Here is a 26601-nt window from a genome sequence, read left to right on the forward strand (position 1 = left end):
GAAGAAGAAACAGGAGGGGATATGACCGATCTCGCCGAACTGACAGCCGTTGAGCTGCTGGAAGGCTACTCGGAGGGCAGCTTCACCCCGGTGGATGCCACCGAGGCCGCTCTGGACCGGATTGAACAGCGCGACGGCGACCTCAATGCCTTCGTACTGGTGGACCGGAAGGTCGCTCTGTCCATGGCGGAGGAATCCGCCAAACGGTGGAAGAACGGCGAGACCCTGGGCCCCGGTGACGGTGTGCCCACCTCGATCAAAGACCTCCTGCTGACCAAGGACTGGCCGACCCTGCGTGGCAGCAAGCTCATCGAGGAGACCGGGCCCTGGCCCGATGACGCCCCCGCGGTGGCGCGGCTGCGCGAGACCGGTGCGGTCTTCCTGGGGAAGACCACCACTCCGGAGTTCGCCTGGAAGGGTGTCACCGACTGCCTGCGCCATGGGGAGACCACCAATCCCTGGAACTCCAGCCGCCATGCCGGGGGATCCTCCGGCGGTGCTGCAGCTGCTGTGGGCTCGGGTATGGGCCCCTGGTCAGTGGGTACCGATGGCGGCGGTTCGGTGCGTATCCCGGCCTCCTTCACCGGGACTGTGGCGCTGAAGCCGACCTACGGCACCGTGCCCCTCTATCCCTCCTCACCCTTCGGGACCCTGGCCCATGGTGGCCCGATGACCCGCACGGTTAAGGACACTGCCCTGCTGCTGGATATCATCGCCGGCTTCGACTCCCGCGACTGGTCGGCTCTGCCGACCCAGACGCGCTCTTTCACTGAAGGGATCGAGGACGGTATCGAGGGGCTGCGGATCGCCTACTCCCCGAACCTGGGCTTCGGTAAGAACGACCCCGAGGTGCAGCGACTGGTCGATGAGGCCGTGAAGGTCCTCGAGGACCAGGGGGCGATTGTCGAACAGGTCGACCCGCAGATCAGTGATCCCATCGAGGCCTTTCACGTGCTGTGGTTCACCGGTGCCGCGAAAGTTCTGGAAGCCTACGGGGACAACGCCCTGGAGAACATCGACCCCGGTCTGCGCAAAGGAATCGAGAAGTACCAGGACGCCTCCGCCCTGGACTATCTCAGCGCCAACGCTGTGCGGATGGATATGGGCCTGATCATGGGTGCTTTCCACGAGAAGTACGATCTGCTGGTCACCCCGACCATGCCGATCACAGCCTTCGACTGCAAGCGTCAGGTCCCTGAGGGGTGGGACGGAGATATCTGGACCTCCTGGACTCCGTATACCTATCCCTTCAATATGACCCAGCAGCCGGCGGCCTCTGTGCCCTGCGGTGTCTCGAAGACCGATGGCCTGCCGGTGGGCCTGCAGTTTGTGGGAGCACGCACCCAGGACCGCCTGGTGCTGCGCGGTGCCCGCGCCTACGAGAAGGCATCGGGCGAGCCCTTCGCGCGGCCGGTGCCGCCGAAGTCCGCCTGACCTGCATAGGCTGGAGGGGTGATCTCACTCCTCATCGGTGCCCTCTGCCTGGGGCTGTACTGGTTCTTCCAGCGCCAGGACCGGCGCATGCTACGCAACGGGGTCCTGCTGCTGGCCGGTGTGGCCTTCAGCCTGGTCGGCGTCGTCGAACTGCTCTGGCATCTGCTGGGGGAGGTGGAGGCCACCGCCTGGGTGACCGGCTATACCTCACCATTGGCATTGGCGGTACTGGCAGGGCTGGTCGTGCTGCCGGTGGGGTTCATTGCCCTGGTGGTGTTTCTGCTGATCAACGGGGTCACCATGCTCCGGCGCGAGGGCCGAAGCCCCGCTAACCTCCTCTCGCTGGTGGTCGGAGTGGCCCTGCTGTTGGCGCCGGTGGTCTTTATCTGGCTGTTCATCTCAGATACTGCCGTCGGGGTCTCCCTGGCAGTACTGGTGTTCTTCGGTCTGGGATACCTCTCGGCATGTTTCGTCGTGATCCTGGTCTACGCATGGGTCTACGGCCGGGCTGCGGCCAAACAGGTGCCTCAGGCGATCATCATCCTCGGGGCCCAGATCATCGAGGGACAGGTGCCCCCACTGCTGCGCTCGCGGTTGGACAAAGCCATTGGGGTTTACCGGCAGACAGTCGAGGCTGGACACCCCGCGCCGCTGATGATCCCCTCTGGAGGGCAGGGTCCCGATGAGTCCCGGCCCGAGGGGGAGGCCATGGCCGAATACCTGCAGTCCCAGGGGATTCCCGCCGAAGATGTAGTTGCCGAGATGCAGGCGGTCAACACAGAACAGAACCTGAAGTTCTCAGTTGCCCTGCAGCAGGAGACTGAACGGACCGGTCCGGCGGTGATCGTGACCAATAACTACCACGCTCTGCGGGCGGCCCTACTGGCGCGTCGACTGAAGCTCGACGCCGAGGCGGTAGGCGCCAAGACCGCCTTCTACTATGTGCCCAGTGCTTTCCTCCGCGAGTACATTGCGGTGATGGTCGGCCACAAAATCCTGCATGCAGTGCTCTTCGCGCCCTTCCTGCTGCTGGCCGCGGGCATCTTCGGCCTCTGGGTCCTCTACGACACCTGAGCGTCGTCGTTCTTCTTCTCCCCGGCGGTCTCCTCCACCTTCTCCACGAACCAGCTGGCCAAGGTGGCGGTGATAGTACCCAGCAGACCCAGGCCACAGATCATCAGGGCCACCACAACCATCGGCCACTCGGTGATCTTCTTCCACCTCTGGAACGTGGCATCGTTATTCCAAATCCTGCCCATCGGCCCTCCCATCTGCAGGTCGCTGCGGAATGCTGAAAAACAGTGCGACGACGCCGAGCATCCCGACAGCCGCCAACAACAGATACATGGCCTCCCAGCTGCCCAGCAGCTCCGCCAACCAAGCGCCGGCAGCAGGGGAGACCGCGATGGCCAACATCACCGGGGCATTGAACACCCCGGAGAGCCGACCATAGGCCCGAGTGCCCCAACGATCAGTCACCGCAGTGGCCTTCAAAAGGGTGGAGATTCCGCGGCCTACTCCAGCACCCATGGAGATGGCGATCAACCAGATCGCATTGGTGGAGTCCAGGGCCAGGGCCGCAGCAGTGACTGCAATGAGACTGTAGATCAGCACAGTCCGGGTCCGGACGCTCATCCCTCGCTCCATAGCCCAGTAGAAGAGTCGACCCAGAACCTGCCCCAGGCCGCCCAGACCGAGCACCCAGGCTGCCAGCGTGGAGGAGACCCCACGCTCGGTGAGCATCGGCACCAGATTGATCATCGAGGCGAACATCGCGAAAGAACCCAGGGTCAGCCCAATAGTCAGAAACAGATACGGGCTTGAGCGCATCACCGACCGGGCATAGACCGTCTCCTGCTCCGCGGCCCGGGCATCAGCCTCCTGGCCGGCGGACTTATGCACCGGCCAGGGCCTGCGTAGCACCACAAGATGCAGGGGCAGAGTGATAGCCCCGAAGACCACTGCCAGAATTGCGTAGACCTCACGCCAGCTGAATGCCTCAGCCAGTGCCTCGGTCACCGGGGCAAAGACAGTACTGGCCAATCCGCCGATCAAAGTGATCACCGTCAGGGCGAAGACCCGTCGCGGACCGTACCAGCGGGTCACTGCCGCAAAAGCCGGCGGATAGAGAGTCCCGGTCATCCCCACCCCGGCCAAGAGCCAGCCCAGCAGGAAGAACCAATAATTCGGCGCCCAGGCGATCAGCAGAAGAGCCACGACGCCGGCCACCGAACCGACAGTCATCACCAGCCTCGGACCCCGCCGGTCCAAGACTCTGCCCACCGGGATCCCCAAGAGTGCCGAGACCACCAGTCCGGCCGAATAGCCCACGGTGGTGGCCGCCACCGACCAACCGGTGGACTCTGCGATACGGGCAGAGAGAACAGGGAACGCGTAGTAGAGAACGCCCCATGCTGTGATCTGGGTGATGCACAGCCCAGTGAGGATCGTCGGCAGAGTGGGGCGCATTCTTCTTATTCTCTAGTATTGAGCCCCGGTTGCGGTTGGTGTGACGTTGCAACTGAGCAGCACTGCCGCGTATGATAGATCTTTGTCTGCCTCGGCTGTGCTGTGTCCTGATCAAGGGATCCAGCGCCGGAAAACAGCAAGAGGCTCACAATTTTGCACCGTCCACGCGGTCCCCGCGTGTCCGTAGGCAGCTTCGGTTGGATCTCACCCAGCCTGGTCGTCCTCCGTACCGGTGCGCGTATTGAAGGTCGGTCCCAAGCCGACCGACCCGAAAACAGCATCTACGTACACTGAAGAAACTAACGAGGAGTGATCATGGCAGCACGTTGCCAGGTGACGGGAGTGGGGCCGCAGTTCGGCAACCAGATCTCCCACTCGCACCGCCGCACCAAGCGCCGGTTCGACCCAAACATCCAGAAGAAGACCTACTACGTCCCCTCCTTGGGCCGTAAGGTCACCCTGAACCTCTCGGTAAAGGGCATCAAGACCATTGACGCCCGCGGCATCGAGTCCGTGGTGCAGGATCTCATCAAGCGGGGTGAGAAGCTCTAATGGCAAAAGATAAGGACGTACGTCCCATCATCAAGCTGAAGTCGACCGCTGGCACGGGCTTCACTTACGTGACCCGTAAGAACCGCCGCAACAACCCCGACCGCATCGTGCTGAAGAAGTACGACCCGGTCGTCCGCAAGCACGTCGACTTCCGAGAGGAGCGCTGATCATGGCTAAGAAGTCCAAGATCGCAAAGAACGAGCAGCGCAAGGTCATCGTTGAGCGTTACGCCGAGAAGCGCGCCCAGCTGAAGAAGACCCTCGTTGACCCCAACGCCAGCGACGAAGAGCGCGAGGCCGCACGCGTGGGCCTGCAGAAGCTGCCCCGCGACGCATCCCCGGTGCGTGTTCGCAACCGCGACAGCATCGACGGCCGTCCCCGCGGTACCTTCCAGAAGTTCGGCATCAGCCGTATCCGCTTCCGGGACATGGCACACCGCGGCGAGCTGCCCGGTATCACCAAGTCCTCTTGGTAATCCGGTAACTACCGCTTAGAAACGGGCCTCACCTTTGGGTGGGGCCCGTTTTGTATGCGCAGTCACCGGTGCGGGAGCCCCAAATGCGTGCGCTGAGCGCTGAAACAGCTGGGAAATCACACCAAATAGGCGGTTTTATGCCGGTATCGGCCCAACTGCGTGGTAAGTTGCCAGACTGGAAGCCCAAATGAGCCGCCGAGCCGCGGAATGACGCGGAAGTTCGGCCCTATGGGACAGCAATGAATCAGTCCAGGAGGACAAACACATGGCACTGAACCGCAGCGAACTCGTCGCAGCAGTCGCAGAGAAGTCCGGCAACTCCCAGGCAGCCGTCAACGGCGTGCTGGATGCCGTCTTCGAGGTCTTCACCGAGCAGGTCTCCAAGGGCGAGAAGGTCTCCATCCCCGGCTGGCTCTCCGTTGAGCGCACTGAGCGTGCTGCTCGCACAGGTCGTAACCCCCAGACCGGCGAGACCATTCAGATCCCCGCTGGCTACTCCGTGAAGCTCTCCGCCGGCTCCAAGCTGAAGGCTGCTGCCTCCGGCAAGTAAGACCCTATCCACGGCTGATATCAGCCGTGCTGAATTGACGGCCCCGCCCACCTCGGTCCAGAGGGAAGCGGGGCCGTCACTTTTTCGACACCGTGTAGAAGACAACGCGTAGAATCTTCACTATGTCCTGGTTCCTGATCAACTCCCTGCTGGCGCAGCCCGAGCTGGAGGTCGACACCCCCACCTGGGCCCCGATTGCCTTCGCGGCCGGGGCCTTCCTAGTGGTGGTTTCGGCACTGGTGATGATGTGGAAGAAGCTCAAACAATCCGAGCAATGGCGCAGGGACGACGACGAACCCCATGACAACAACAACTCCCACTGAGCCGCGCAGCCGGACCTGGTCCGCACCCCTGCCGCTGACTACAGCCGCACTGTGCACCGGCCTCATCGCACTGATCATCGCCGGAGCCGCCACCGGCATGGGCGAGGTCGGCCAGATCAGCGACCCCGGAGCAGTCACCCGCTGGGGACTGCCGGTAGCCCGCTATATCCACCACATCGCCATGGCGACCGCCGTGGCCGCAGCGATCCTGGTCGCTATCGCTCTGCCCCGCTACACCGGCCCCCGGCAGCGGCCCAAACACGAGAAGGCCGGCCGCACCGAACACCCGCTCTACACCCGGTCACTGCAGATCGCCATGGCTGCCTCCGTGGTCTGGACCGTGGCCGCCATCGCCGTGCTAGTGCTGACCTTCTCCTCCCTGGCCGGCCTCCCGGTCTCCAGCGACCAGGCCTTCTCCGAGGGCTTCTTCGACTACGCCCTGAACATCGCCACCGGCCAAGCCTGGCTGGCCATCGTGCTGATCGCCGGGATCTTCGCCACGCTGATCGCCGCTATCCGCAATCCCGCAGGTGTCGGCTTCCTCGCCGTCTTCGGGCTCTGCGCCATCGTGCCCATGGCCATGGTCGGTCACTCATCCTCCGGGGACGACCACACCGCCGCGGTGAACTCACTGGGCCTGCATCTGCTGGGCGTGGTGGTCTGGGTCGGGGGACTGACAGTCCTTGCCCTGCTCGGCCCCGAGATCGCCCGCACCGCCCGCACACTGTCCACCGCCGATCAGGGCGGAGAGCAGATCCTGGGCACCCTGCTGCGCCGATACTCCGTCCTGGCCGGACTCGCCCTGGTCACCGTAGCCGCATCCGGGGTGATCAACGCCGATCTGCGCGTAGCCGGGCTCAACCAACTGCTCGGCACCGACTACGGCCTCATGCTGGTGGCCAAAACGGTGGCCACCCTGGCCCTGGCCGCCATCGGCTTTGCCCACCGCAGCTGGCTCATCCCACGCCTGTCCGGATCCGCACTGGGCACAGCAGCCGAACCCACCGCGGCAGAGAAGACCTCGACGTCGTCGTCGAGTGTTGGAAATCTCCTCTGGCGGCTGATCATTGTTGAGATCGCGATCATGGCAGCCGTCATCGGCATCAGCTCAGTGCTGGGCCGCACCGCCCCACCAGTACCCGAGGAACTGCCCCCGGATGCAACACCCGCCCGGCAGCTGACCGGCTACGACCTGCCGCCCGAGCCCAGCCTGGGCAACTTCTTCACCCTCTGGCGTCCTGATTGGCTCTGGATCGCAGTCATCGCCTTCCTCGCCATCTGGTACCTGCGCTCAATGATCCGAGTCCGCTCCCGCGGTATCGCCTGGCCCGTGATGCGAGCAGTCTCCTGGCTGTTCGGGCTCGCGGTCCTGCTGTGGATCACCTCCGGCGGGCCGGCAGTCTATGGCATGGTGACCTTCTCCGGGCACATGATCCAACATATGACCCTGACCATGGTTGCCCCGATCTTCCTGGTCATGGGCTCCCCGGTCACCCTGGCCATGCGGGCGATGCCCATCCGCCGCGACGGCACCCGCGGAGCCCGCGAGTGGATCCTCTGGCTGGTGCATTCGACCTGGTCGAAGATCGTGACGAACCCCATTGTGGCCGCGGTGAACTTTGCCGGCTCCATCGTGCTCTTCTACTACACGCCGATCTTCGGCTGGGCCCTGGAATACCACCTGGGCCACATCCTGATGACGGTGCACTTCCTGCTTACCGGCTATATCTTCGCCCTGGTGCTCATCGGCCGCGACCCCCTGCCCTCCCGACCTCCGCATTTCCTGCGGGTGATCATCCTGCTGGCCACCATGGTCTTCCACGCGTTCTTTGCGGTGGCACTGATGTCAGCCGAGACCCTCATCCAGCCTGACTGGTTCGGCAATATGGGTCATGGGTGGTTCCCCGCCATCGACGATCAGCGCAACGGTGGAGAACTCATGTGGGGCCTGGGCGAGGTCCCCGCGGTGGTGCTGGGCGTGATCGCCTGCATCCAGTGGGCCAAAGACGACAAACGCGAGATGAAACGCATCGACCGTGAGGCCGACCGGACCGGGGACGCCGAACTGCAAGCCTATAACCGAATGTTCGAAGATATGGCGGACCGGAACAGATCCGCCCGCTGACCTGTTGGGAATGAGTATGACCGAGACTATTCAGCGCCAGAGCCGTGTCCGGGCCTCCGAGCTCATCGGCCGCGGCTGGCTCAACACCGGCGGCAAGCAGGTAAGCCTGGAGGATCTGCGCGGCAAGATCGTGATCCTGGACTTCTGGACCTTCTGCTGCATCAACTGTCTACATGTGCTCGACGAGCTTCGCCCCCTGGAGGAGAAGTACGACGACATCCTGGTCACCGTGGGCGTGCACTCACCGAAGTTCGAGCATGAGGCTGACCCCGAGGCCCTGGCCGCGGCAGTGGAGCGCTACGAGATCGAACACCCGGTTCTCGACGACCCCGAACTGGTCACCTGGCAGGCCTACTCCGCCCGCGCCTGGCCGACCCTGGTGGTCATCGACCCCGAGGGGTACATCGCCGCCTCACTCTCCGGTGAGGGACATGTGGCCGGTATGACCTCCTTGGTTGAGGAACTGGTGGCAGAACACGAGGCCAAAGGCACCCTGAACCGCGGCGATGGCCCCTATGTTCCCCCGGAGCCGGTCAGCCGCACACTGCGTTTCCCCGGCAAGGCCGTACCGATCACCCGTGAACTCGGCGGATCCGATGAGGGCTACCTCGTCGCCGATACCGGACACCACCGGATCCTGCAGCTGGGCGCGGACCTCGAGACCGTGCTGCGCAGCTGGGGCACCGGCGAGAAGGGCTACCGCGACGGCGATGCCGACACCGCCCAGTTCAACGAACCCCAGGGTGTGACGATCCTGCCCGAGGAGCTGGCCCAGAAGATCGGCTACGACGTCGTCGTCGCCGATACTGTCAACCACCGGCTGCGCGGAATCAACACCACCACCGGTGCGGTCACCACCCTGGCCGGCAACGGGATCCAGCGACTGTTGGATGCCGAACGCACCCGGTCGGAGACCGTGGTCGGCAGCCTCGGCACCGAACCGCTGAATGTCTCCCTGTCCTCACCCTGGGATGTGCTCTGGTCCGAGACTGTTGGTGCGGTGGTCATCGCTATGGCCGGAACCCACCAGGTCTTCAGCTTCGACCCCGCCACCGGCGAGCTGGCCGTCTACTCCGGCACCGGTCTGGAGGGACTGACCGACGGCGGACCCGATGAGGCCTGGTACGCCCAGTCCTCCGGGCTGGCCGAGGATGCCGCCGGTGATATCTGGATCGCCGATTCCGAAACCTCTGCCCTCCGCGTGCTGCGCACCGGGCAGAACGCCTCCGCCCCTGAGGTGCAGACCCTGATCGGTGAGGGCCTCTTCGACTTCGGCTTCCGCGACGGCGATCCCGGCCAGGCGCGTCTGCAGCACCCCCTGGGGGTTACCGCCCTGCCTGATGGCTCGGTGCTGGTGGCAGATACCTATAACGGGGCCATCCGCCGGTACAAAGGCGAGCACACCGCAGCCGACGGCACAACTGTGGCCGCAGCGGTCTCCACAGTGGCCCGCGGACTGAAGGAACCCTCCGATGTGTTCCTCGACGCCGATGGGAAGACCCTGCTGGTGGTCGAGACCAACGCCCACCAGCTGGTGCGCATCAGCGTTCCGGAGAAATACCTCACCGTGGATGAGGGCGCCACCCAGACCCAGCGGCCCAGCACTCCGGTGACTGCCGGCGAGTTCGGTCTGACAGTGAGCTTCAGTGCGCCTACCGGTCAGAAACTCGACGACCGTTGGGGCGATCCCACCCAGCTGCAGGTCTCATCCACCCCGCCGGAGCTGATCACCGAGGGCGCTGGAACCACCGAGGGCCTGAACCGAACCCTTCAGCTGGACCCCGAGATCACCGAAGGGGTTCTGCATATCACCGCCCGGGCTGCCGCCTGTGACGGTGCAGAGGGGGAGGAGATCCCTATGCATGCTGCCTGCCACCTCTACCAGCAGGACTGGGGTATCCCGGTGGTCCTGGCTGAGGGCGGGGAGACAGCCCTGCAGCTGGACCTCCGGGGCGTGAAGTAGCCGCTCAGAGACTGGGTTCCAGGTGGATGCCTGCGAGCATGCAGCGCACTGAGCCCCCGCCGCTTTCAATTGTGGGAACCTCGGCTGCGAGGATCTCACAGTGCCGCTGCAGGGTCTCACGCTGCTCACTCCGCAGGCTGGCCAGGGAGGTGGTCGACATCGCCATCACCGGTCCGGAGGAGCCGGCAAGCTCCAAGGTGTTTCCGGCAAACTTGCGGATCTGATCCTCGGTGAGCTCGATGACCTCCCGGCCGCCTGCCTGCAGCTGATCCAGGACATCCTGCCGGTGGTGCTCGGCGATCAGCTCAGCGCCGACCAGCGCCACTGAGGTGCCCACGCTCATCAGCACATTGGTGTGATACACCGGGGTGCCGGAGCTGTCGGCGGCGTGGAAGAGCACCGGCTCATAGCCGAACTCCCGGCACCACCGGAAGAACAGGGTCGGGGTCAGCCGGTTGGAATAGCAGGCGTAGGCCCGGCGCTGGAGATGGTCCAGCACCATCGCCCCGGTGCCCTCCAGGTACCCGCCGATCTCCTCGGCGGGGGAGTAGTCGCGGACCTCCCAGACTCGGTAGTGCCGCTTCAGATGCTCGACGATGTCGGCCCGTCGCTCACCACGCCGGTTCTGCGCGTACATGGGGTAGAGCACCAGGCGGCCATCACTGTGGGTGGTGAACCAGTTATTGGGGAAGACACTGTCCGGAGTGGAGGTGCTGTGATCCTCAAAGAGGTCCACACCCACCCCCGCGGACTCCAACTGCTGGGCCAGGCCGGTGACCTCACGGTGGGCGGCATCGGCGATCCGCTGGGCAGGAAGCTGATGGTCCACCGCGGATTGGAAGGCGTTATCGGCAGTGGTCATCCGGTTGGGGGAGAACCGATGCGGTCGGATCATCACCACCCGGGAGGCCGACTGGGCGGCGGTGGCCAGTTGATGATTCGGCAGGGTCAGTGTCATCGGTTATGCCACCGGAGCCGGAGCGGTCACCAGGGAGAAGAGATCCTTGGGATCTTCGGGATCAGCGATAAGGTCGATGAAGCTCTGCAGATCGCTGCCGACGGTGTCATCGCGCAGATAACGCAGGGCGGAGAAATCGGCGATCGCAAATCCCACGGAGTCGAAGAGCGTGATCTGCTCAGGCGACTGCCGTCCCTGCTCCTGGCCGGTGAGCACTTTCCAGAATTCGACAACCGGGAAGTCAGGGGCCATCTGCTGGATCTCACCCTCAATGCGGGTCTGTTCGGGGAATTCGACGAAGACCCGGCTGCGGTTGAGGATCTCTGCCTCCAGCTCGGTCTTACCGGGGCAGTCCCCACCGACGGCATTGAGATGTACCCCGGGGGAGACATGTTCGGTGCCCAGCACCTTGTTCTGCGCCTTATCGGCAGTGCAGGTGGTGATGATATCGGCACCGGCCACAGCCTCGGCGGTATCCGTGGCCTGCTGGATGCGGAAGCCCAGTGGCTCCAGGTTTCGGCGTAGTTTTTCGACCGCTTTGGGGTCCACATCGAAGACCCGCAGCTCCTCGATGCCCAGTACAGCCCGGAAGGCCAGGGCCTGGAACTCGGCCTGGGAGCCGGCGCCGATCATCGCCATTGTGGTCGAATCAGCTCGGGCGAGGTGCTTTGCGGTCAGGGCGGAGGTTGCTGCGGTGCGCAGGGCAGTCAGCAGGGTCATCTCCGCCAGAAAGGTGGGGTAGCCGTTGTCGACATCGGCCAGCACTCCGAATGCGGTGACGGTCTGGAAACCACGGGCCGGGTTGAAGGGATGCCCGTTGACGTATTTGAAGGAGTAGGTCTCGTGGTCCGAGGTGGGCATCAGCTCGATGACGCCGAAGGGAGTGTGGCTGGCCACCCGCGGTGTCTTATCGAACTGTTCCCACCGGGCGAAGTCCTGCTCGAGGTAGTCGACCATCCCGGTCATGATGTTCTCCACGCCCCGGCGCTGAATCCACTGGGCCATACTGCCGACATCGACGAACTGCGTCATCGGGCCTCCTTTGCTCTGTATCTGCTGGATATCTGGCAGTCAGCCTAGAAACAGCGGTGATCAGGCAAAAGAGGAAAACTGTGCAATGTTGCGCAGAAGCTTGACAGTTTGATGTGCCCCTGTGGTCAAACTGCAACCTCAGGGGCACCTAGGCGATGACCGAGCTCAGCAGAACCGAGGTTTCGGAGTTCAGAACCCCTTTGACGCTGCGGATTCTGCGCAGCACCTGGTCCAATGCCGGGAGGTCCTCACAGGCGATCTCCACTACGAGGTCCCAGGCCCCGTTGGTGGTGTGCAGGGCATGCAGTTCTGGGAATCCACGTAGTTGGGCGATGGCCTGATCGGTGCTGGTGCCGGCCACCTCGATGAAGGAGATCGCCCGCACCTGAGCAGTATCGGCATCCTTACGGATCTTGACGGTGAAGCCCATGATCACCCCGGAGGCGGTGAGCTTCTCCAGGCGTGCAGAGACCGTGGTCCGCGAGACCCCCAGCTGCTCGGCCAGGGTCGCAATGGGAGTCCTGCCGTCCTTCCGCAGGGCAGCGATCAGCTGCCGATCCAGATCAGTGATGCGAGCCATAACCCCATGCTAGCCGGGGCTAGTCGGCTCAGTTCTCCGACTTCAGGGCCTGGCTGAGCTTGACCCGCTGACCGGTGTGCAGCAGCGCACCGGAGTAGATCCGGGCGGCCAGAGCCATCACCAGCACGGTGGTTATCACCAGGATTCCCATGGACAGCAGTGGTTCGAACCAGGCTGTGCTGCCGTCGAAGAGCCGTACCGACATGGCCACAGGCGAAGTGAAGGGCACATAGGAGGCTACGGTCATCACGAGATCATTATTGAGGCCAAAGAGAGCCACAATATAGGGGGCCATCACCAGCATCATCGCCGGGGTCATCACTGAGCCGGAGTCCTCCTGACGAGAAACCAGGGAGGCCGTGGCTGCGAAGACCGAGGCCACCAGCAGGAACCCGGGGATGAAGAACACCAGGAACCAGGCCATGGGCCAGGTGAGCATCTCCAGGTATTCCAGTTGGCCGGAGACCGCCATGCCGACCACTGAAGCAACTGCCATTGTGAGGAACTGCCCCAGGGCCACGATGGAGTTGCCGAGGATCTTCCCAGCCAGCAGCGCCTTGGCGGAAATGGCCGAGAGCAGGATCTCAACAATCCGGTTCTGCTTCTCCTGGATGGTGTTCTGCATGATGATCATGCCCGACCCCATGGCCACGAGCATATAGATCAGGCCGAATGCCATGGCGACGAAGTACAGGATGTCACTGTCCTCGGCGTCGCCGTCGAGGACATCCATAGTTGGCATCACCGAGAGGTTCTGCGCCTCGGTCATCGGGAGCTCGTCCAGACCGATGAGCTGGATTTGGATATAGGACTCTTCATCGAAAGCGGCGATGACGTCCACATCGCCATCCTGAAGCAGCTGCTCAGCCTCATCCATCGATCCGGCCTGGGTGACCTCGAAGTTGGTCTCCTCCAGCATCTGCTGGTGCTCAGCCGGCAGTTCCACGGCAGCCACCGGTACCTCGTCCTCGTCATCACCACCCATGAAGCCCAGGGCGATGAAACCGCCGATGATCAGCACCACCGTAACCAAAGTGGAGATCACAAACGGCTTCGACCTCACCTGAGTGTGGATTTCCCGGCCGGCAACGAGGCGGGCTGCTGCCGTGGTACTCAGCGGCGATTGGGGGGCGTTAGTTTCCTGGCTCTCGACGCTCACGCGGCAGCCTCCTCATCAGTCTTATCGGCGGTGAACTCACGGAAAATCTCACTGAGATTCGGCAGGATCGGAGAGAAGCTCTTCACGGTCCCGCGCTTGACCGCCTCGGTCAGCACAGCATGGGCCTGGGACTCCTCGGACTGAAAGAGCACCCGCTCGGGAGTGATCTCATCGATCAGAACACCCGGCTGAGTCTGCACCCAGCTGAGATCCGCATCGGAGGTGAGCTCATAGCGCAGGGAGCCGTGACGGCGTCGGAGGTCCTCGCGTCCACCGGCGTCCAGAATCTTGCCGTCACCGATGATCACCAGCTCATTGCAGAGCCGTTCCACCACATCCAGCTGGTGGGAGCTGAACAGTACGGTGGCACCTGCATCGGCCCGTTCAGTGAGCACCTGGAGCACCTGATCCACCGCATGGGGGTCAAGACCGGAGAAGGGCTCATCCAGAATCAGCACGTCCGGCTCATGGACCAGGGCAGCAGCAATCTGCACCCGCTGCTGGTTACCGGTGGAGAGGGTCTCCAGGGCATCCGTCAGCCGATCCTTCAGCCCCAGGCTGACCAGGAGGTTCTCAGCCCGCTGGGTGGCATCCTCCTTGCTGAAGCCGTGCAGCCGGGCCAAATAGGTGATCTGTTCGGCGATCTTCATCTTCGGATAGAGTCCGCGCTCTGCCGGCATGTAGCCGAATCGGGAGCGGGAGGTGGCGGTCAGCGGGGAACCATCGAGGGTGATCGTTCCGGAATCGCTGGCGAGAACACCGAGGATGATCCGCATGGTGGTTGTCTTACCGGCACCGTTACCGCCGACGAAGCCGGTGAGCTGGCCGGGGCGGGCGGAGAATGAGACATCGTGCAATACCTGCTTGCCGGAGAATGACCGGCAGATGTCGTGCAGTTGAAGCATGTGGTGGTCGCCCCTCCGTATAGGGAAGCTGTTTCAGCCTTCTGTTCTGTATCCGTGAAAACTTTACCGGTATGGAAAAGTCGATGACATCATCCTCAGGGTGTATTCGGTATGTCATCCCTAAGGAGTGCCTGTGGCAGTGCGCCAACAGCGGCACAATTCGATAGGCTCATACCAATAGTCATGTACACCCAAGGCACAGGCGAAAGGCGTGTGAACCTATGACCACCATGGTCGTCGTCGCGAGTAAGCACGGTTCAACCAGGGAAATCGGCGAGCGGATCGCCTCCACTCTCTCGGCGCGCGGGGTCAAGGCCCACGTCAAGGAAGTCGACGAAGCCGGTGACTGGCTCTACGAGACCGACAACGTAGTGGTCGGAATGCCCGTCTACCGGCAGAAGCTGCTGGGCGAGGGGCCTCTGTTCCTGGAGAGCCACCGCACTGAGCTCAGCGGTAAACCCCTGTTCCTCTTCGCCGTCGGCGGTGGGCCCAGCCTGGATCAGAAGCTGGTGGATGAACTCCGCCGCTTCCCTCACCGAGAGCTGGCCTATTTCCGCGGCGCCATGGACGCTGAGAAGCTCAGCTTCCTCGAGAAGCTCCAGCTGAAGGTCGCCAAGGCTCCCAAGGACGCTGACTTCCGTGACTGGCCCGCCATCGAGCACTGGGCTCACGGGCTGCTGGCCTACGGCATCAGCTGACCGCCGCTGGCCGCTCCGGTGGCGGTGAATCGGAGTCGGAATCCCCGTCGTCGAGCATTCCGGGCTCTGTCTTAGCGACGACTCGGGTGCAGGTGAGATCACCGGTTACGTTGACCATAGTCCGGCCCATATCCAGTAGGGCATCAATTCCGGCGATCAGGGCGACCGGAGCCATGGGAAGTCCGAGTGCGGTGACGGACATGGTCACCATGATCATGCCGGCACCTGGCACACCGGCAGTGCCGATGGAGGCCAGCACTCCCACTAGGGCAATCGTGGCGATCTGGGCCATGGAGAGTTCCATGCCGTCGACATTGGCGACGAAAACCGTGGCGGCCCCCACATAGATCGCGGTGCCGTCCATATTCATATTCGCGCCCAGGGGCTGGACCACCGCAATGTCCTCGCCGAAGATCAAACCAGCGACCACCCCTACGACCAGGGCCACGGCCATCTTCCAAATCAGCGAGACTTCAAGGTATCTGCGCCACAGCGACTTCTTTGTCTCTGTTTCCTCTGGCGTCATCTCTTTTTTAACGGCACACGCGAAGTGTGTTCAGTTGTGCGAGTAATGTGCTCCACCGTATCCAGAACATTCTTTTCAGGCCATACCTTCGAGGTCATTCTTTACCCCGATGAAACATTTGCTCAGCCGCTAACTGTCGCGGGGCTACGATGGCAGGGTGAGCTTCGACGTCGAGAGTTTCCGCAGTCATTTCCCCGCCCTGGAGTCCGGGGTCGCCTTCTTCGATGCCCCAGGTGGCACCCAGACCCCACGTGTTGTCGGTGAGGCGATCGCCTCGACCCTGACCGGGCCGCTGTCCAACCGGGGCGTACAGTCAATTTCCGAGCGCAATGCCGAAGGTGCTGTCGCAGATTTCCGCAGCGCCTATGCCGATCTCCTCGGTGCCGACCCCCGCGGAGTCGTCTATGGCCGCAGCGCGACTCAACTGGCCTATGACTTCTCCCGACATCTGGTCAAGAACTGGGGGCCAGAGGATGAAGTGGTGGTCACCCGGCTGGATCACGATTCCAATGTTCGGCCCTGGGTTCAGGCGGCAGAACACAGTGGAGCGACCCTGAAGTGGATCGACCTCGATCCCAATACCGGGGAGCTGGAGACCTCCGCGCTGGATGATCTCATCACCGAGCGGACCCGCCTGCTGGCGGTGACCGCCGCATCGAACCTCATCGGCACTATGCCTGATATTCCTTCCCTTGCCGCAGCGGCCCATCAGCACGGCGCGCTGGTCTACGTTGACGGGGTCCACTACACCGCCCACCACCTGGTGGATATGGCTGAGCTCGGCGCTGATTTCTACGTCTGCTCCCCGTATAAATTTTTGGGCCCGCACTGCGCGGTGCTGGCCGCAGCCCCGGAACTGTTGGGGAGTATCCAGCCGGATAAGCTGGTGCCCTCGACCAATGATGTCCCGGAGCGATTCGAATTCGGCACCCTACCCTATGAGATCATGGCTGGAGCCACCGCGGCAGTGGATTTCATCGCCGATGCCGCAGGTGCCCAGGGCAGCCGTCGGGAGCGACTTATGGCCTCCCATGCAGCGATCGCTGAGCATGAGCGGGCCCTGGCTGAACGGATCGAATCCACTCTCCGGCGCGACTTCGGCGATAGAGTCGTCATCCACTCACGGGCCGCTCGGCGTACTCCCACCTTGCTGCTGACCTTCCCCGGGCGCAGCAGCGCTGAAGTGTCCCGGGCTCTGTATGAGAAGGGCGTGCATGTGCCCGCAGGCAGCTTCTACGCCTATGAATCCTTCCAACGGCTCAACGTTGAGGACGAGGGTGGCCTGCGGATCGGGGTGGCACCCTATACCAACGACGAGGACGTCGACCGGCTGCTTTCGGCATTATCCGAAGCGCTGGCCTGAGCCCGGCTCATCCGGGAGGGCCACCAGATCTTCTGGCCGATATCAGCACAGAGGGCTGGAACCTGCAGTGTGCGCACGATGAAGGTATCGATCAGGATGCCGACGGCGACCAGGAAGGCCAGCTGCACCATGAACATAATGGGCAGCACCGCCAGGGCGGCGAAGGTCGCAGCCAGCACAACACCGGCTGAGGTGATCACCCCACCGGTGACCACCAGGGAGCGCAGTGTGCCCTCGGTAGCCCCATGTTTCGGGGTCTCCTCTCTCGCCCGGGTCATCAGGAAGATGTTGTAGTCCACGCCCAGGGCCACCAGGAACATGAACCCATAGAGCGGCACCGAGGGATCGGCCCCGGGGAAGTCGAAGAGGTGGTTGAAAACCAGCGCTGAGATGCCCAGGGCTGCCAGATAGGACAGAACCGTGGTGGCCACCAGGATCAGCGGTGTCACCACCGATCGCAGCAGCATCACCAGGATCGCAGTGATCACCAGCAGTACCAGGGGCACGATCACCATCAGATCCCGCTGTGCGGTGTCATTGGTGTCCAACTGGGTGGCGGTGGTGCCTCCGACCAGGGTCTCCCCATTGAGATCGGCAAGTTCGGCGCGCAGATCCCGAACAGTCTCCTCGGCCTCCAGGGAGTCACCGGCATGGTCCAAGGTCACCGAGATCTGCATCCACCCATCGAGCTGATGGGCATCCTGCGGCTCGGCGGCGGGGGCATTATTCTCATCGACCAGATAAGCATTGGCCACCCCCTCTGTTCCACTGACCGTCTCCAGCGCCTGGGAGGCCTCCTCAGCCTCGATGAAGACACTGCTGGGCGCACCGGTGCCGGCGTCGAAGTGTTCTTCCAGCAACGCCTGGCCGGACTGAGTCTCAGTCTCGGCCAGAACCAGATCGGTCTGCGGGACACCATGGGCCTTCAGCTGCGTGACACCGGCTGCGGCCACCAGCAGCAGGAGGGTGACCACCAGCCATACCTGGCGGGGGCGGCGCCGGACCACCCCGGCGATACCTCGCCAGAGCCGGAACTGGGAGCTGGAGGTATCGGTATTGGCCTGGGGGACCTTCGGCCAGAAGGCGGGGCGACCGATCAGGGCCAGCAGCGCTGGCAGGAAGGTCAGGGTGGCCAACATTGCGAAGACGATGCCGGTGCTGGCCACCGGGCCCAGCGCCTGATTGGAGCTGAGATCGGAGAACAGCAGACACAGCATGGCTGCGGCCACGGTGCCACCGGAGGCGAGGATGGGTGGGGTAGACCGGCGCACTGCGGTGAACAGCGCTGTGTGACGGCTCTGGGTATGGGCCAGTTCCTCGCGATACCGGGCCACCAACAACAGTGAATAGTCGGTGGCCGCTCCGATGACCAGAATGGAGAGAATGCCCTGGGTCTGATCATCCAGCACGATCCAGCCTTGCTGAGCCATGGCCCAGATGACAGTGATGGCCGCGCACAGGGCGCCGATGGCCGAAAGTAGAACCAGCACCGGCAGCAGCACAGATCGGTAGACCGCGATCAGGATCAGGAAGACCGCGACGACGGCGACCAACAACAGGACCCCGTCGATCCCTGCGAAAGCTTCGGCGAAATCCCCCGACAGGGCCGCCGGTCCGGTCACATAGGCCAGCCACTGCTGATCATCGAAGCTCTCAGCAACCAGGCTGCGCAGCTCATCGAGGGCGCCGTTCTCAGTGCTCTCCTCCTCCAGGAGAACCAGAATCTGGAGGGCTGCACCGTCCTCTGCAGGCTGCGGCGGGATGACTTCAACGACCCCCGAGAGTCCGGAGACTTCCTCGGCGAGCTCCTCCGCCTCTGCCATTCCGGCTGAAGGAAGTTCCTCGCCATCGGAGGTTGCGGCAACGATAGTGGCCGGGACCGCGTCCTCCTCGGTGAACTGTTCCTGCAGTTCCATGGCACGGGTGGATTCAGCCTCCACCGGCAGGAATGCGGCCTGATCACTGGTGGTGACCTCGGAGAGGTTGCCGAAGGTCTGGCCTCCCCAGGAGGTCCAGGCCAGCCAGAGCAGAACCAGAACTGCTGGGATGAGGATCCGTCCGCGGCGGACTCGGCGGCGAGTGTCCTGCTTGGTTGAGTTCATTGAGGGGTGTCCTTGCTGTAGACAGCCAGACTAGCCGGTTCCGGGCTGATGAGGGGATTCCCCTAGCCATGAAACAGACTGTACGTTTCGAAGCCATGGAGATAACGCGACAGACCATTGTCTTCGACGCAGCCGATATCGACGCCGAGGCCGACTTCTGGTCTGGGGTTTTCAACGGACGGGCCGAAGGTGACCATCACTGGCAGGTGGTCCGGTGCTCTGATGGAAGCATCCCGGTTGGAGTCCAGTTTGCCCCGGATCATAAGCCGGTGAACTGGCCGGATAACCCGGTACGCAGTCATATGGACCTCTGGGTCACTGATATCCGTGCCGCCCACGCCAAAGTCTTGGGCCTCGGTGCTGAGATCATCCAGTTGGCCGAGGGAGAGCAGAACTTCAATGTCTACGCTGACCCCTCAGGGCATCCGTTCTGCCTCTGCTGGTGAGCGGTAGCTGTGCTTCGGCCTAACTAGGGGTAGAATTATAGGTGTAGTTGGTAGAAAGGTGCACCTATGAGCCTGAACATAAAGAATCCTCGAGTTCATGCTTTAGCCCGGGAAGCCGCGCGTCGAGGTGGGACCACACAGACAGGTGCCATGGAACGGGCCCTTGAGCAGTACCTGGAATCCCTGCAGAATGATGCTGAACGGGCTGCCCGGGTCGATGCGTTGATTGATGAGATGAGCGTGGCTATAGCCAAGGGCCCCGGGCCGCTGAGCACCGAGGACCTCTACGGCGAAGATGGGCTGCCAGTGTGATTGTAGATACCTCGGCGATCATCGCAATCCTCAATAAGGAGCCCGAGGGCGCAAAATTCAGAGAAGCTATCCTGCAGTCGCCGTCGCCGAAGATGTCCGTCGCTACCTACGTCGAGTTAGGGATCGTGGTTGAGCGTCATGGCAACCCAGTACTCTCCAGGCAGCTTGACGAGTTGCTCGAACTCCTAGGTATTGGGCTGATTGAGGTCGATGCCGAACAGGCCCTAGTGGCTCGCGCCGCTTTCCGCGACTTCGGCAAGGGAATGGGGACCCGAGCGCAGCTGAACTACGGCGACACCTTCTCTTACGCACTTGCAAAGGTGCAAGGGGAGACTCTGCTCTTTAAAGGCACGGACTTCTCTCATACAGATATCCGCCCAGCTGTTTGATGGCCTAATTTGGATCCGGCAGTTTGGTCAGAACCTTGGTGACTGTCCTCCAGGTGCGCGTGGTGATCTCCTTGCCGTAGTTGCGCTGCAACCAGGACATGTAGTCGGGGGTCTTGCCCCGAGTTTGGTCGACTACTGCCAGTAGGGCGCGGGCGGCGTCGTCGTACTTTAGAATCTGTACATGGGGCAGCGGCTCCGCGGGGAACTGCGTTCCTGAGTGGTCCTGGGGTTCCTTGAGGAAGGTGACTGTGAGGTAGCTGGTCTTGCCATGGGAGAGATCCCCGAAGGGTTGCTGCTCCACCAGCGCCTGAAGTTCCTGCCGGCTGCGCAGAATGGTGCCGCAGCCGATACCGGTCTGCTGCTGCAGAGCCTGCTGGATGCGGTTCTCTAACTCACGTGCCGGTTTCGCCGAGCTGGTGGTGAAGAGGACATTGCCGCTGGAGAGCAGCGTGCAAACCTCTTCGAATCCCAGGCCGGTGAAGGTTTCGCGGAGTTTGTCGTTACCCGGTTTGCCCGGTGAGATGCCGCGCAGCAGAGCACAATAAGAGGTCACGGGTACAGGCTAAGCCTCCGGGACATAGGATCGGAAGGGTGCGCAGCGCTGATGACCCGATCTCATGGAACCCACAACGAATTGCCGTAGCCGGGACCAGCGGTGCGGGAAAAACCACCCTGTGCACCCAGTTGGCTGAGCTCACCGGCTATCCGCAGGTGGAGATCGACAGTCTGCACTGGGGCCCGGACTGGACACCGCGGGAGAGTTTCATCGACGACGTCGACAAGTTTACCGCCCAGCAGCATTGGATCATTGAGCTGCAGTACCGACAGGTGCGGCCCATGATCACCGAGCGCGCCGATACGCTGCTGTGGTTGGACTACTCCACCCCGGTGAAGATGCAGCGGCTGATCCGGCGCACTCTTCGCCGCAGGTTCGGCCGGCAGGAACTGTGGAACGGCAATACCGAGCCCCCACTGTGGACGATCTTCACCCGCAAAGAGCACATCATCCGGTGGGGCTGGGATACCCGCAATGCGCTGAAGCCGGTGGTGCCGACCTTAGAGGAGCGGTTCGCCAACCTCACAGTGGTGCGCCTGTCCAGCCCCAAAGCCGCCCGAATGTGGCTTCAGGAACTGGCGGTTACTGCTCGCGGGTAGCGATCTCAGCTTCGGTGATCGCGCCGAAGCGGCTGGGGATCACCGAGCTCCAGGCTTCCTTGAGCTCATCGAGGCTGATGCCGAAGCTGCCACCCTCGAAGGGGCCAGCAACCTCGATGCCGCCGGATTCGGCATCCACAACACCCAGGCGCAGGGCGGGGAAGCCCCGGGCGCTGGTCATATCGGTGAAACGCAGTTCCTCAGACCGTGGCAGGGCCACCAGGGCGCGGCCCTGGGACTCGCTGAACAGGGCGGTGAAGGGATCCACACCATCGCGTTCGCACAGCTCATCCAGTGCAGTCCGGGAACCCACACCAAAGCGCAGGCTCATCTCGGCCAGAGCGGCAGCCAGGCCACCTTCGGAGAGGTCATGGGCGGCGTCGATCATGCCGTCCCGGGAAGCGTTGATCAGGATCTCACCCAGGGTCTGCTCGACAGCGAGGTCCACCTGCGGGGGCTTTCCGCCGAGGTGCCCACGGCCGCGGGCGAACTCGGAGCCGTCGAGTTCATCACGGGTGACACCGAGCAGGTAGATCGCCTGACCATCAGCCCAACGCTGGAACCCAGAGGGGGTGCGACGTCCGACGTCGTCGAACTTACCCATCACGCCCACCACCGGGGTGGGGTGGATGGCCCGGCCAGCGGTCTGGTTGTACAGCGAGACATTGCCGCCGGTGACCGGGATCCCCAGCTCCTGGCAGCCATCGGCGAGACCGCGGACGGTCTCTGCGAACTGCCACATGATCTCGGGGTCCTCGGGGGAGCCGAAGTTCAGGCAGTCGGAGACAGCCATCGGTACAGCACCTGAGGTGGCCACGTTCCGGTAGGCCTCGGCCAGGGCCAGCTGGGCGCCGGTGTAGGGATCGAGGTAGGCGTAGCGGCCGTTGCAGTCAGTGGCCAGGCCGACACCGAGTCCGGTCTCCTCATCCACGCGGATGACACCGGCGTCGTCGGGCTGGCTCAAGGCGGTGTTGCCGCCGACGAACCGGTCGTACTGGTCGGTGATCCAGGAGACATCGGCCATATTCGGTGAGCTCATCAGCTCGACGACGGCCTCGCCCAGTTCCTCTGCGGTGGCGGGCAGGTTCTGACCGGCCTCCGAGGCGCTGAAGGTATCAGCCTGCACCTGGTCCTGCCATTGGGGGCGGTGGTAAGGGCGCTCGTAGACCGGGCCGTCATGGGCGACGGTGCGGGGGTCGACGTCGACGATGGTCTCGCCGTCCCATTCGATGATCAGCCGTCCGGTATCGGTGACCTCACCGAGCCAGGAGTACTCCACGCCCCATTTGCCCATTACAGCCTCGAAGGCCTCGGCGTTCTCCGGGGTGACCACGGCCATCATCCGCTCCTGGGACTCCGACATCAGGATCTCGCCGGGGGTCAGGGTGGGATCGCGCAGCAGTACATTGGTCAGTTCCACATGCATGCCGCCCTCACCATTGGAGGCCAGCTCACTGGTGGCGCAGCTGATGCCGGCGGCACCGAGGTCCTGGATGCCCTCGACCAGTTCGTTGTGGAACAGCTCCAGGCAGCATTCGATGAGCACCTTCTCGCTGAAGGGGTCACCGACCTGCACGGCCGGGCGCTTGGAAGGTTTGGAGTCGTCAAAGGATTCGGAGGCCAGCACCGAGGCGCCACCGATGCCGTCGCCACCGGTGCGTGCGCCGAAGAGCACGACCTTATTGCCCACACCGGAGGCATTGGCCAGCCGGAGGTCCTCATGCCGCATCACGCCCACGGCCAGGGCATTGACCAGGGGGTTCTGCTGGTAGACGGAGTCGAAGACGACCTCGCCGCCGATATTCGGAAGCCCTAAGGAGTTGCCGTAGCCGCCAATGCCGGAGACAACCCCGGGCAGCACGCGCTTGGTGTCGGGGTGGTCGATATCGCCGAAACGCAGGGGATCCATCACCGCAACTGGGCGGGCGCCCATGGAGATGATGTCGCGCACGATGCCGCCGATGCCGGTGGCTGCACCCTGGTAGGGCTCCACATAGGAGGGGTGGTTATGGGACTCGATTTTGAAGGTCACGGCCCAGCCCTCGCCGAGGTCGGTGACACCGGCGTTCTCGCCGATGCCGACCATGAGGTCCTTCTTCATCTCCTCGGTGACTTTCTCACCGAACTGGCGCAGGTGGACCTTGGAGGACTTATAGCTGCAGTGCTCGGACCACATCACCGAGTACATGGCCAGCTCTGCGGCGGTGGGGCGTCGGCCCAGGATCTCAACGATCCGGTCGTACTCGTCTTCCTTCAGACCCAGCTCAGCCCAGGGCAGGTCGGTATCCGGTGTTGTGGCGGCGTTGGCCACAGTGTCGATGTTGAACGTCTGTTCGCTCACTTATTGCCTCCTGCCAGGGACGAGACCACGGAGGTGAAGATGGTCAGCCCGTCGGTGCCTTCGCGCATTCCGGTGGTGTCATCGGGGCCGTAGCCGGCTTCCACGGCATGTTCGGGGTGCGGCATCAGGCCCACCACATTGCCGCGTTCATTGGTGACACCAGCAATGTTGTTCCGGGAACCATTGGGGTTCTCGCCGATATAGCGGAAGACGACCCGGCCCTCGGCCTCGATCTGCTCCAGCTCTTCAGCGGAGACCACGTATTGGCCGTCCTGGTTCTTCATCGGAACGGCGATGAGCTCATCGGGAGTGAACTGGGAGGTCCAGGGGGTTGAGGTGTTCTCCACCCGCAGCACCTGGTCCTTGCAGATGAACTTCAGGTGGTCGTTTTTGATCATGGATCCCGGCAGCAGGTGGGCCTCGGTGAGGACCTGGAAGCCATTGCAGATACCGAGCACCGGCAGAGGGGACGACGACGTCGCGCTCGCGCCTGCCTCTTTCACCACAGTTTCCATCACGGGGGCGAAGCGGGCGATGGCCCCAGCCCGCAGGTAGTCGCCATAGGAGAAGCCGCCGGGCAGAATCACGGCGTCGACACCGTGCAGGGACTGGTCAGCGTGCCAGAGGGGGACGGCAGTTCCGCCGCCGAGCCGGACTGCCCGGGCCGCATCGCGGTCATCCAGGGTGCCGGGGAAAGTGATCACGCCGATCCGGGCGCCGTCGAGAGGCCCGGAGGGTGAGACGTTGAAGTCGCCGATGAGGGGAGTCTCGCTGATCATCGTTTCTTAGATGTCCTCTTTGACGCTGACGGAGACCACGTCTTCGATCACCGGGTTGGAGAGCATCTCAGCGGCTGCTGTGCGGGCGGATTCGAGGACCTCATCGGTGACCTCGCCCTCCACTGTCAGCTCGAACCGTTTGCCTTGGCGCACTCCGGCGAAGGAAGTGAAACCGAGGTGGGGGAGTGCATTGGCGATGGCTTTGCCCTGCGGGTCGAGGATCTCGGGCTTGGGCATGACCTCGACGACGATCGTAGGCACAGAAGTCTCCTGCATGAACTAGGCGGCGCGAAACTGCTGAACCAGTCTACCGGGGATGAGACAGTTCACGACGCCGGTCGCACCTAATGGCTTATATGACAGACTCAGCCCAAGGAATGGGGTCTCTATCTGAGGTTTCTAGCGGTAGTGCTGGTCATTGCTCTTACACCCGGAGCCGACACAGCGGTGGTGCTGAAGAACGTGGTTACCGGCGGGCGGCGCGGAGGTCTTGCCTCTGCCTCAGGAGTATTTTCTGCCTCCGCACTGCAGGCGGTGCTGGTCCGGCGGGGCTTTGCCCAAGGGTTCATCACCAATGCGACGAGTCCGCAGATTCTATTGTTCTATCTGGCGCTGCTGCCCCAGTTCGTCTCTGCGGATACAGGGATGGGGTATTTGCTGCTGTGGGCCATGACCCTGCCTGTGATCGGAACAGCGCTATTGCTCATCGTAGTTCTGCTGATGGGTAGGGTGTCCCGTTGGTTGGAGAGGCGTAGCGTACGCCGGAGCCTCGATGCTCTGACGGGACCTATCCTCGGTGGCTTGGGGATTCGAGTAGCGGCTGACGCCGTCCAAGAGGCTGCGTAGTTCCAAGATAGTTGTGAACGCGGCAACTGTTCGGAAGATTCGAACTGTTCGAGACGAAGGTGGCCGGTCAGGTGCGAGGTGCCTCTCGACAACCTGGATGCCATTATTGACTGAAACCCACTCCTCTCCTCCCGCTCGGCAGTCTCGATGTAGTCGGCCAGGATGTTCTCGAAATTAGTAACAAGGTGCAATCACCTTTGTGTCTCTGGGTGGTGTTGGGCACAGTCAGCCCCCGGCGGGAAGAGAGTGGGTGTATTCGCTGTTGGAGTACGTGGTTGTTCAAATTTGAAGCACTCCGTGGAGGGGAGGGTCCATGACTCAGCAGCTGAACATCGGCATTCTCGGGGCCGGGCGGGTAGGTACCGCCGTGGGCCGTCAGGCCGTGCGCGCAGGCCACACTGTGCGGATCGCCACCGGTAAACCGGCGGAGGACATCAAACTGCTCACCGAGGTCATCGTGCCCGGGGCACAGGCAGTAAACAAGGAAGACCTGCGCGGCTCCGACATCATCGTCCTCGCGGTGCCGCTGCATAAATACCGCAGCATCGACACCTCCGTGCTGCAGGGCCACCCCGTGATCGACACGATGAATTACTGGGCTCCGGTAGATGGAGTCATGGAGGAGTTTGAAACCGGGAGCTCAACCTCTGAGGTCATCAATGAGTTCCTCGGTGACGTCGAGCTGGTCAAGACGCTGAACCACATCGGATACGGCGACCTCGAAGTCGATTCCCACCCCGCCGGCGACCCCCAGCGCCGTGCACTGGCGGTGGCCTCCGATCATGAGGATGCCAAACAGCTGGTGGCCGCATTTGTGGACACCCTGGGCTATGACGCAGTGGATGCCGGGCCGCTGGCTGCCGGAAAGACCTTCGAGAACGGCACCGAAATCTTCAACGGCCGGCACAGTGCCGAGCAGATGCGCGCCCTGCTGGATCAGTGCCAGAACGTGCTGGCTGAGGTCTGACTCACTCGGCGTCGATCTCCTCAGGCGGATAAAGCGTGGGGCTGTCCTCGTTTGAGCTCTGCGCCCGGTCATCGAGGAAGGCCATCACGACCTGAGGTGAGCCGGAGAGACCCATGGTGAACTCCGTGACCTCGATCTCCTTGGGGCGCTCG

30 protein-coding genes are annotated in these 26601 nt (G+C 63.0%); 17 read left to right on the top strand and 13 right to left on the bottom strand.

What is annotated here, in order from left to right:
- Positions 1-21 precede the first annotated feature (21 nt).
- Together HGQ17_RS04055 and HGQ17_RS04060 are read left to right on the top strand one after the other, a co-directional pair.
- Positions 22-1434 carry an amidase gene (locus HGQ17_RS04055; RefSeq protein WP_168886678.1) on the top strand — a complete coding sequence of 471 codons (1413 nt, stop codon included), beginning with the start codon at positions 22-24 and terminating at the stop codon, positions 1432-1434.
- 18 nt (positions 1435-1452) lie between these two features.
- The gene (locus tag HGQ17_RS04060; protein WP_324615176.1) at positions 1453-2508 is read left to right on the top strand and encodes a YdcF family protein; all 1056 of its coding nucleotides are present in this window, start codon (positions 1453-1455) and stop codon (positions 2506-2508) included.
- Here the strand turns inward: HGQ17_RS04060 and HGQ17_RS04065 are convergent.
- Positions 2496-2693: a hypothetical protein gene (locus HGQ17_RS04065; protein ID WP_168886679.1), complete on the bottom strand. Its 198-nt coding sequence runs from the start codon at positions 2691-2693 to the stop codon at positions 2496-2498. The two genes, HGQ17_RS04060 and HGQ17_RS04065, sit on opposite strands and share 13 nt — an antisense overlap.
- Positions 2674-3903 carry an MFS transporter gene (locus tag HGQ17_RS04070; RefSeq protein WP_168886680.1) on the bottom strand — a complete coding sequence of 410 codons (1230 nt, stop codon included), beginning with the start codon at positions 3901-3903 and terminating at the stop codon, positions 2674-2676. Before HGQ17_RS04070 ends, HGQ17_RS04065 begins: the two co-directional genes overlap by 20 nt.
- A gap of 315 nt (positions 3904-4218) precedes the next feature.
- Here HGQ17_RS04070 and rpmB point away from each other — a divergent pair, with 315 nt between their 5' ends.
- The 7 genes from rpmB (at position 4219) to HGQ17_RS04105 (ending at position 9891) form a co-directional block, all read left to right on the top strand.
- Entirely contained in the window at positions 4219-4455 is a 237-nt protein-coding gene (gene rpmB, locus HGQ17_RS04075; protein ID WP_168886681.1) for a 50S ribosomal protein L28, read from the top strand.
- Complete coding sequence (rpmG, locus tag HGQ17_RS04080; protein ID WP_022872124.1) at positions 4455-4622, top strand: 50S ribosomal protein L33; 168 nt, start codon at positions 4455-4457, stop codon at positions 4620-4622. The genes rpmB and rpmG overlap by 1 nt, the downstream gene beginning before the upstream one ends.
- 2 nt (positions 4623-4624) lie before the next feature.
- A complete protein-coding gene (rpsN, locus tag HGQ17_RS04085) occupies positions 4625-4930 on the top strand; it encodes a 30S ribosomal protein S14 (protein ID WP_168886682.1) in 306 nt (101 codons plus the stop codon).
- Between the two features lie 265 nt (positions 4931-5195).
- A complete protein-coding gene (locus HGQ17_RS04090; RefSeq protein WP_044493282.1) occupies positions 5196-5480 on the top strand; it encodes an HU family DNA-binding protein in 285 nt (94 codons plus the stop codon).
- A gap of 122 nt (positions 5481-5602) precedes the next feature.
- Positions 5603-5803 (top strand): hypothetical protein, encoded by a 201-nt coding sequence (locus tag HGQ17_RS04095; protein WP_168886683.1) that lies wholly within the window; start codon positions 5603-5605, stop codon positions 5801-5803.
- Entirely contained in the window at positions 5781-7928 is a 2148-nt protein-coding gene (locus HGQ17_RS04100) for a cytochrome c oxidase assembly protein (protein WP_168886684.1), read from the top strand. Before HGQ17_RS04095 ends, HGQ17_RS04100 begins: the two co-directional genes overlap by 23 nt.
- A gap of 16 nt (positions 7929-7944) precedes the next feature.
- The gene (locus HGQ17_RS04105; protein ID WP_168886685.1) at positions 7945-9891 is read left to right on the top strand and encodes an NHL domain-containing thioredoxin family protein; all 1947 of its coding nucleotides are present in this window, start codon (positions 7945-7947) and stop codon (positions 9889-9891) included.
- A gap of 4 nt (positions 9892-9895) precedes the next feature.
- On the opposite strand, the gene ctlX is transcribed toward HGQ17_RS04105, so the two are convergent.
- From ctlX to HGQ17_RS04130, 5 genes are all read right to left on the bottom strand, one after another.
- Positions 9896-10849, bottom strand: a complete 954-nt coding sequence (ctlX, locus tag HGQ17_RS04110) for a citrulline utilization hydrolase CtlX (protein WP_211090411.1) — start codon at positions 10847-10849, stop codon at positions 9896-9898.
- A 3-nt stretch (positions 10850-10852) separates the two neighbouring features.
- Complete coding sequence (locus HGQ17_RS04115; protein ID WP_168886686.1) at positions 10853-11881, bottom strand: ornithine cyclodeaminase; 1029 nt, start codon at positions 11879-11881, stop codon at positions 10853-10855.
- 148 nt (positions 11882-12029) lie between these two features.
- Positions 12030-12461: an Lrp/AsnC family transcriptional regulator gene (locus HGQ17_RS04120; RefSeq protein ID WP_168886687.1), complete on the bottom strand. Its 432-nt coding sequence runs from the start codon at positions 12459-12461 to the stop codon at positions 12030-12032.
- Between the two features lie 28 nt (positions 12462-12489).
- On the bottom strand, positions 12490-13620 hold the full coding sequence (locus HGQ17_RS04125) for an ABC transporter permease (RefSeq protein ID WP_168886688.1): 1131 nt from the start codon (positions 13618-13620) through the stop codon (positions 12490-12492).
- Positions 13617-14525, bottom strand: a complete 909-nt coding sequence (locus tag HGQ17_RS04130) for an ABC transporter ATP-binding protein (RefSeq protein WP_168886689.1) — start codon at positions 14523-14525, stop codon at positions 13617-13619. The genes HGQ17_RS04125 and HGQ17_RS04130 overlap by 4 nt, the downstream gene beginning before the upstream one ends.
- 221 nt (positions 14526-14746) lie before the next feature.
- On the opposite strand from HGQ17_RS04130, the gene HGQ17_RS04135 reads away from it, so the two are divergent.
- The gene (locus tag HGQ17_RS04135; RefSeq protein ID WP_168886690.1) at positions 14747-15223 is read left to right on the top strand and encodes a flavodoxin domain-containing protein; all 477 of its coding nucleotides are present in this window, start codon (positions 14747-14749) and stop codon (positions 15221-15223) included.
- On the opposite strand, the gene HGQ17_RS04140 is transcribed toward HGQ17_RS04135, so the two are convergent.
- Positions 15216-15749 carry a dicarboxylate/amino acid:cation symporter gene (locus tag HGQ17_RS04140; RefSeq protein WP_168886691.1) on the bottom strand — a complete coding sequence of 178 codons (534 nt, stop codon included), beginning with the start codon at positions 15747-15749 and terminating at the stop codon, positions 15216-15218. The two genes, HGQ17_RS04135 and HGQ17_RS04140, sit on opposite strands and share 8 nt — an antisense overlap.
- Positions 15750-15906: 157 nt before the next feature.
- Between HGQ17_RS04140 and HGQ17_RS04145 the strand changes: the two genes are divergently transcribed.
- Entirely contained in the window at positions 15907-17112 is a 1206-nt protein-coding gene (locus tag HGQ17_RS04145) for a cysteine desulfurase-like protein (protein ID WP_168886692.1), read from the top strand.
- Here HGQ17_RS04145 and HGQ17_RS04150 read toward each other — a convergent pair.
- Positions 17052-19214: an MMPL family transporter gene (locus tag HGQ17_RS04150; protein ID WP_168886693.1), complete on the bottom strand. Its 2163-nt coding sequence runs from the start codon at positions 19212-19214 to the stop codon at positions 17052-17054. The two genes, HGQ17_RS04145 and HGQ17_RS04150, sit on opposite strands and share 61 nt — an antisense overlap.
- Before the next feature lie 68 nt (positions 19215-19282).
- Between HGQ17_RS04150 and HGQ17_RS04155 the strand changes: the two genes are divergently transcribed.
- The 3 genes from HGQ17_RS04155 to HGQ17_RS04165 all read left to right on the top strand — a co-directional run bounded on the left by HGQ17_RS04155 (position 19283) and on the right by HGQ17_RS04165 (position 20361).
- Positions 19283-19660, top strand: a complete 378-nt coding sequence (locus HGQ17_RS04155) for a VOC family protein (RefSeq protein WP_229503287.1) — start codon at positions 19283-19285, stop codon at positions 19658-19660.
- A 66-nt stretch (positions 19661-19726) separates the two neighbouring features.
- A complete protein-coding gene (locus HGQ17_RS04160; RefSeq protein WP_168886694.1) occupies positions 19727-19972 on the top strand; it encodes a type II toxin-antitoxin system VapB family antitoxin in 246 nt (81 codons plus the stop codon).
- A complete protein-coding gene (locus HGQ17_RS04165) occupies positions 19969-20361 on the top strand; it encodes a type II toxin-antitoxin system VapC family toxin (RefSeq protein WP_168886695.1) in 393 nt (130 codons plus the stop codon). Before HGQ17_RS04160 ends, HGQ17_RS04165 begins: the two co-directional genes overlap by 4 nt.
- 4 nt (positions 20362-20365) lie before the next feature.
- On the opposite strand, the gene HGQ17_RS04170 is transcribed toward HGQ17_RS04165, so the two are convergent.
- Positions 20366-20914, bottom strand: a complete 549-nt coding sequence (locus tag HGQ17_RS04170; protein WP_168886696.1) for a DUF1697 domain-containing protein — start codon at positions 20912-20914, stop codon at positions 20366-20368.
- 38 nt (positions 20915-20952) lie between these two features.
- On the opposite strand from HGQ17_RS04170, the gene HGQ17_RS04175 reads away from it, so the two are divergent.
- A complete protein-coding gene (locus HGQ17_RS04175) occupies positions 20953-21516 on the top strand; it encodes a P-loop NTPase family protein (protein WP_168886697.1) in 564 nt (187 codons plus the stop codon).
- Here the strand turns inward: HGQ17_RS04175 and purL are convergent.
- From purL to purS, 3 genes are read right to left on the bottom strand one after another with little or no spacing between them, the layout of a single operon-like run.
- Positions 21500-23857 carry a phosphoribosylformylglycinamidine synthase subunit PurL gene (gene purL, locus HGQ17_RS04180; RefSeq protein ID WP_168886698.1) on the bottom strand — a complete coding sequence of 786 codons (2358 nt, stop codon included), beginning with the start codon at positions 23855-23857 and terminating at the stop codon, positions 21500-21502. The genes HGQ17_RS04175 and purL overlap by 17 nt on opposite strands.
- Positions 23854-24636: a phosphoribosylformylglycinamidine synthase subunit PurQ gene (purQ, locus tag HGQ17_RS04185; RefSeq protein WP_168886699.1), complete on the bottom strand. Its 783-nt coding sequence runs from the start codon at positions 24634-24636 to the stop codon at positions 23854-23856. Before purQ ends, purL begins: the two co-directional genes overlap by 4 nt.
- Positions 24637-24642: 6 nt before the next feature.
- The gene (gene purS / locus HGQ17_RS04190; RefSeq protein ID WP_168886700.1) at positions 24643-24897 is read right to left on the bottom strand and encodes a phosphoribosylformylglycinamidine synthase subunit PurS; all 255 of its coding nucleotides are present in this window, start codon (positions 24895-24897) and stop codon (positions 24643-24645) included.
- Between the two features lie 147 nt (positions 24898-25044).
- On the opposite strand from purS, the gene HGQ17_RS04195 reads away from it, so the two are divergent.
- Together HGQ17_RS04195 and HGQ17_RS04200 are read left to right on the top strand one after the other, a co-directional pair.
- Positions 25045-25482 carry a LysE family translocator gene (locus HGQ17_RS04195; protein WP_168886701.1) on the top strand — a complete coding sequence of 146 codons (438 nt, stop codon included), beginning with the start codon at positions 25045-25047 and terminating at the stop codon, positions 25480-25482.
- A gap of 313 nt (positions 25483-25795) precedes the next feature.
- On the top strand, positions 25796-26449 hold the full coding sequence (locus HGQ17_RS04200) for an NADPH-dependent F420 reductase (RefSeq protein ID WP_168886702.1): 654 nt from the start codon (positions 25796-25798) through the stop codon (positions 26447-26449).
- Positions 26450-26601 lie beyond the last annotated feature (152 nt).

The sequence above is a fragment of the Nesterenkonia sedimenti genome (assembly GCF_012641515.1).
Classification (GTDB): Bacteria; Actinomycetota; Actinomycetes; order Actinomycetales; family Micrococcaceae; genus Nesterenkonia; species Nesterenkonia sedimenti.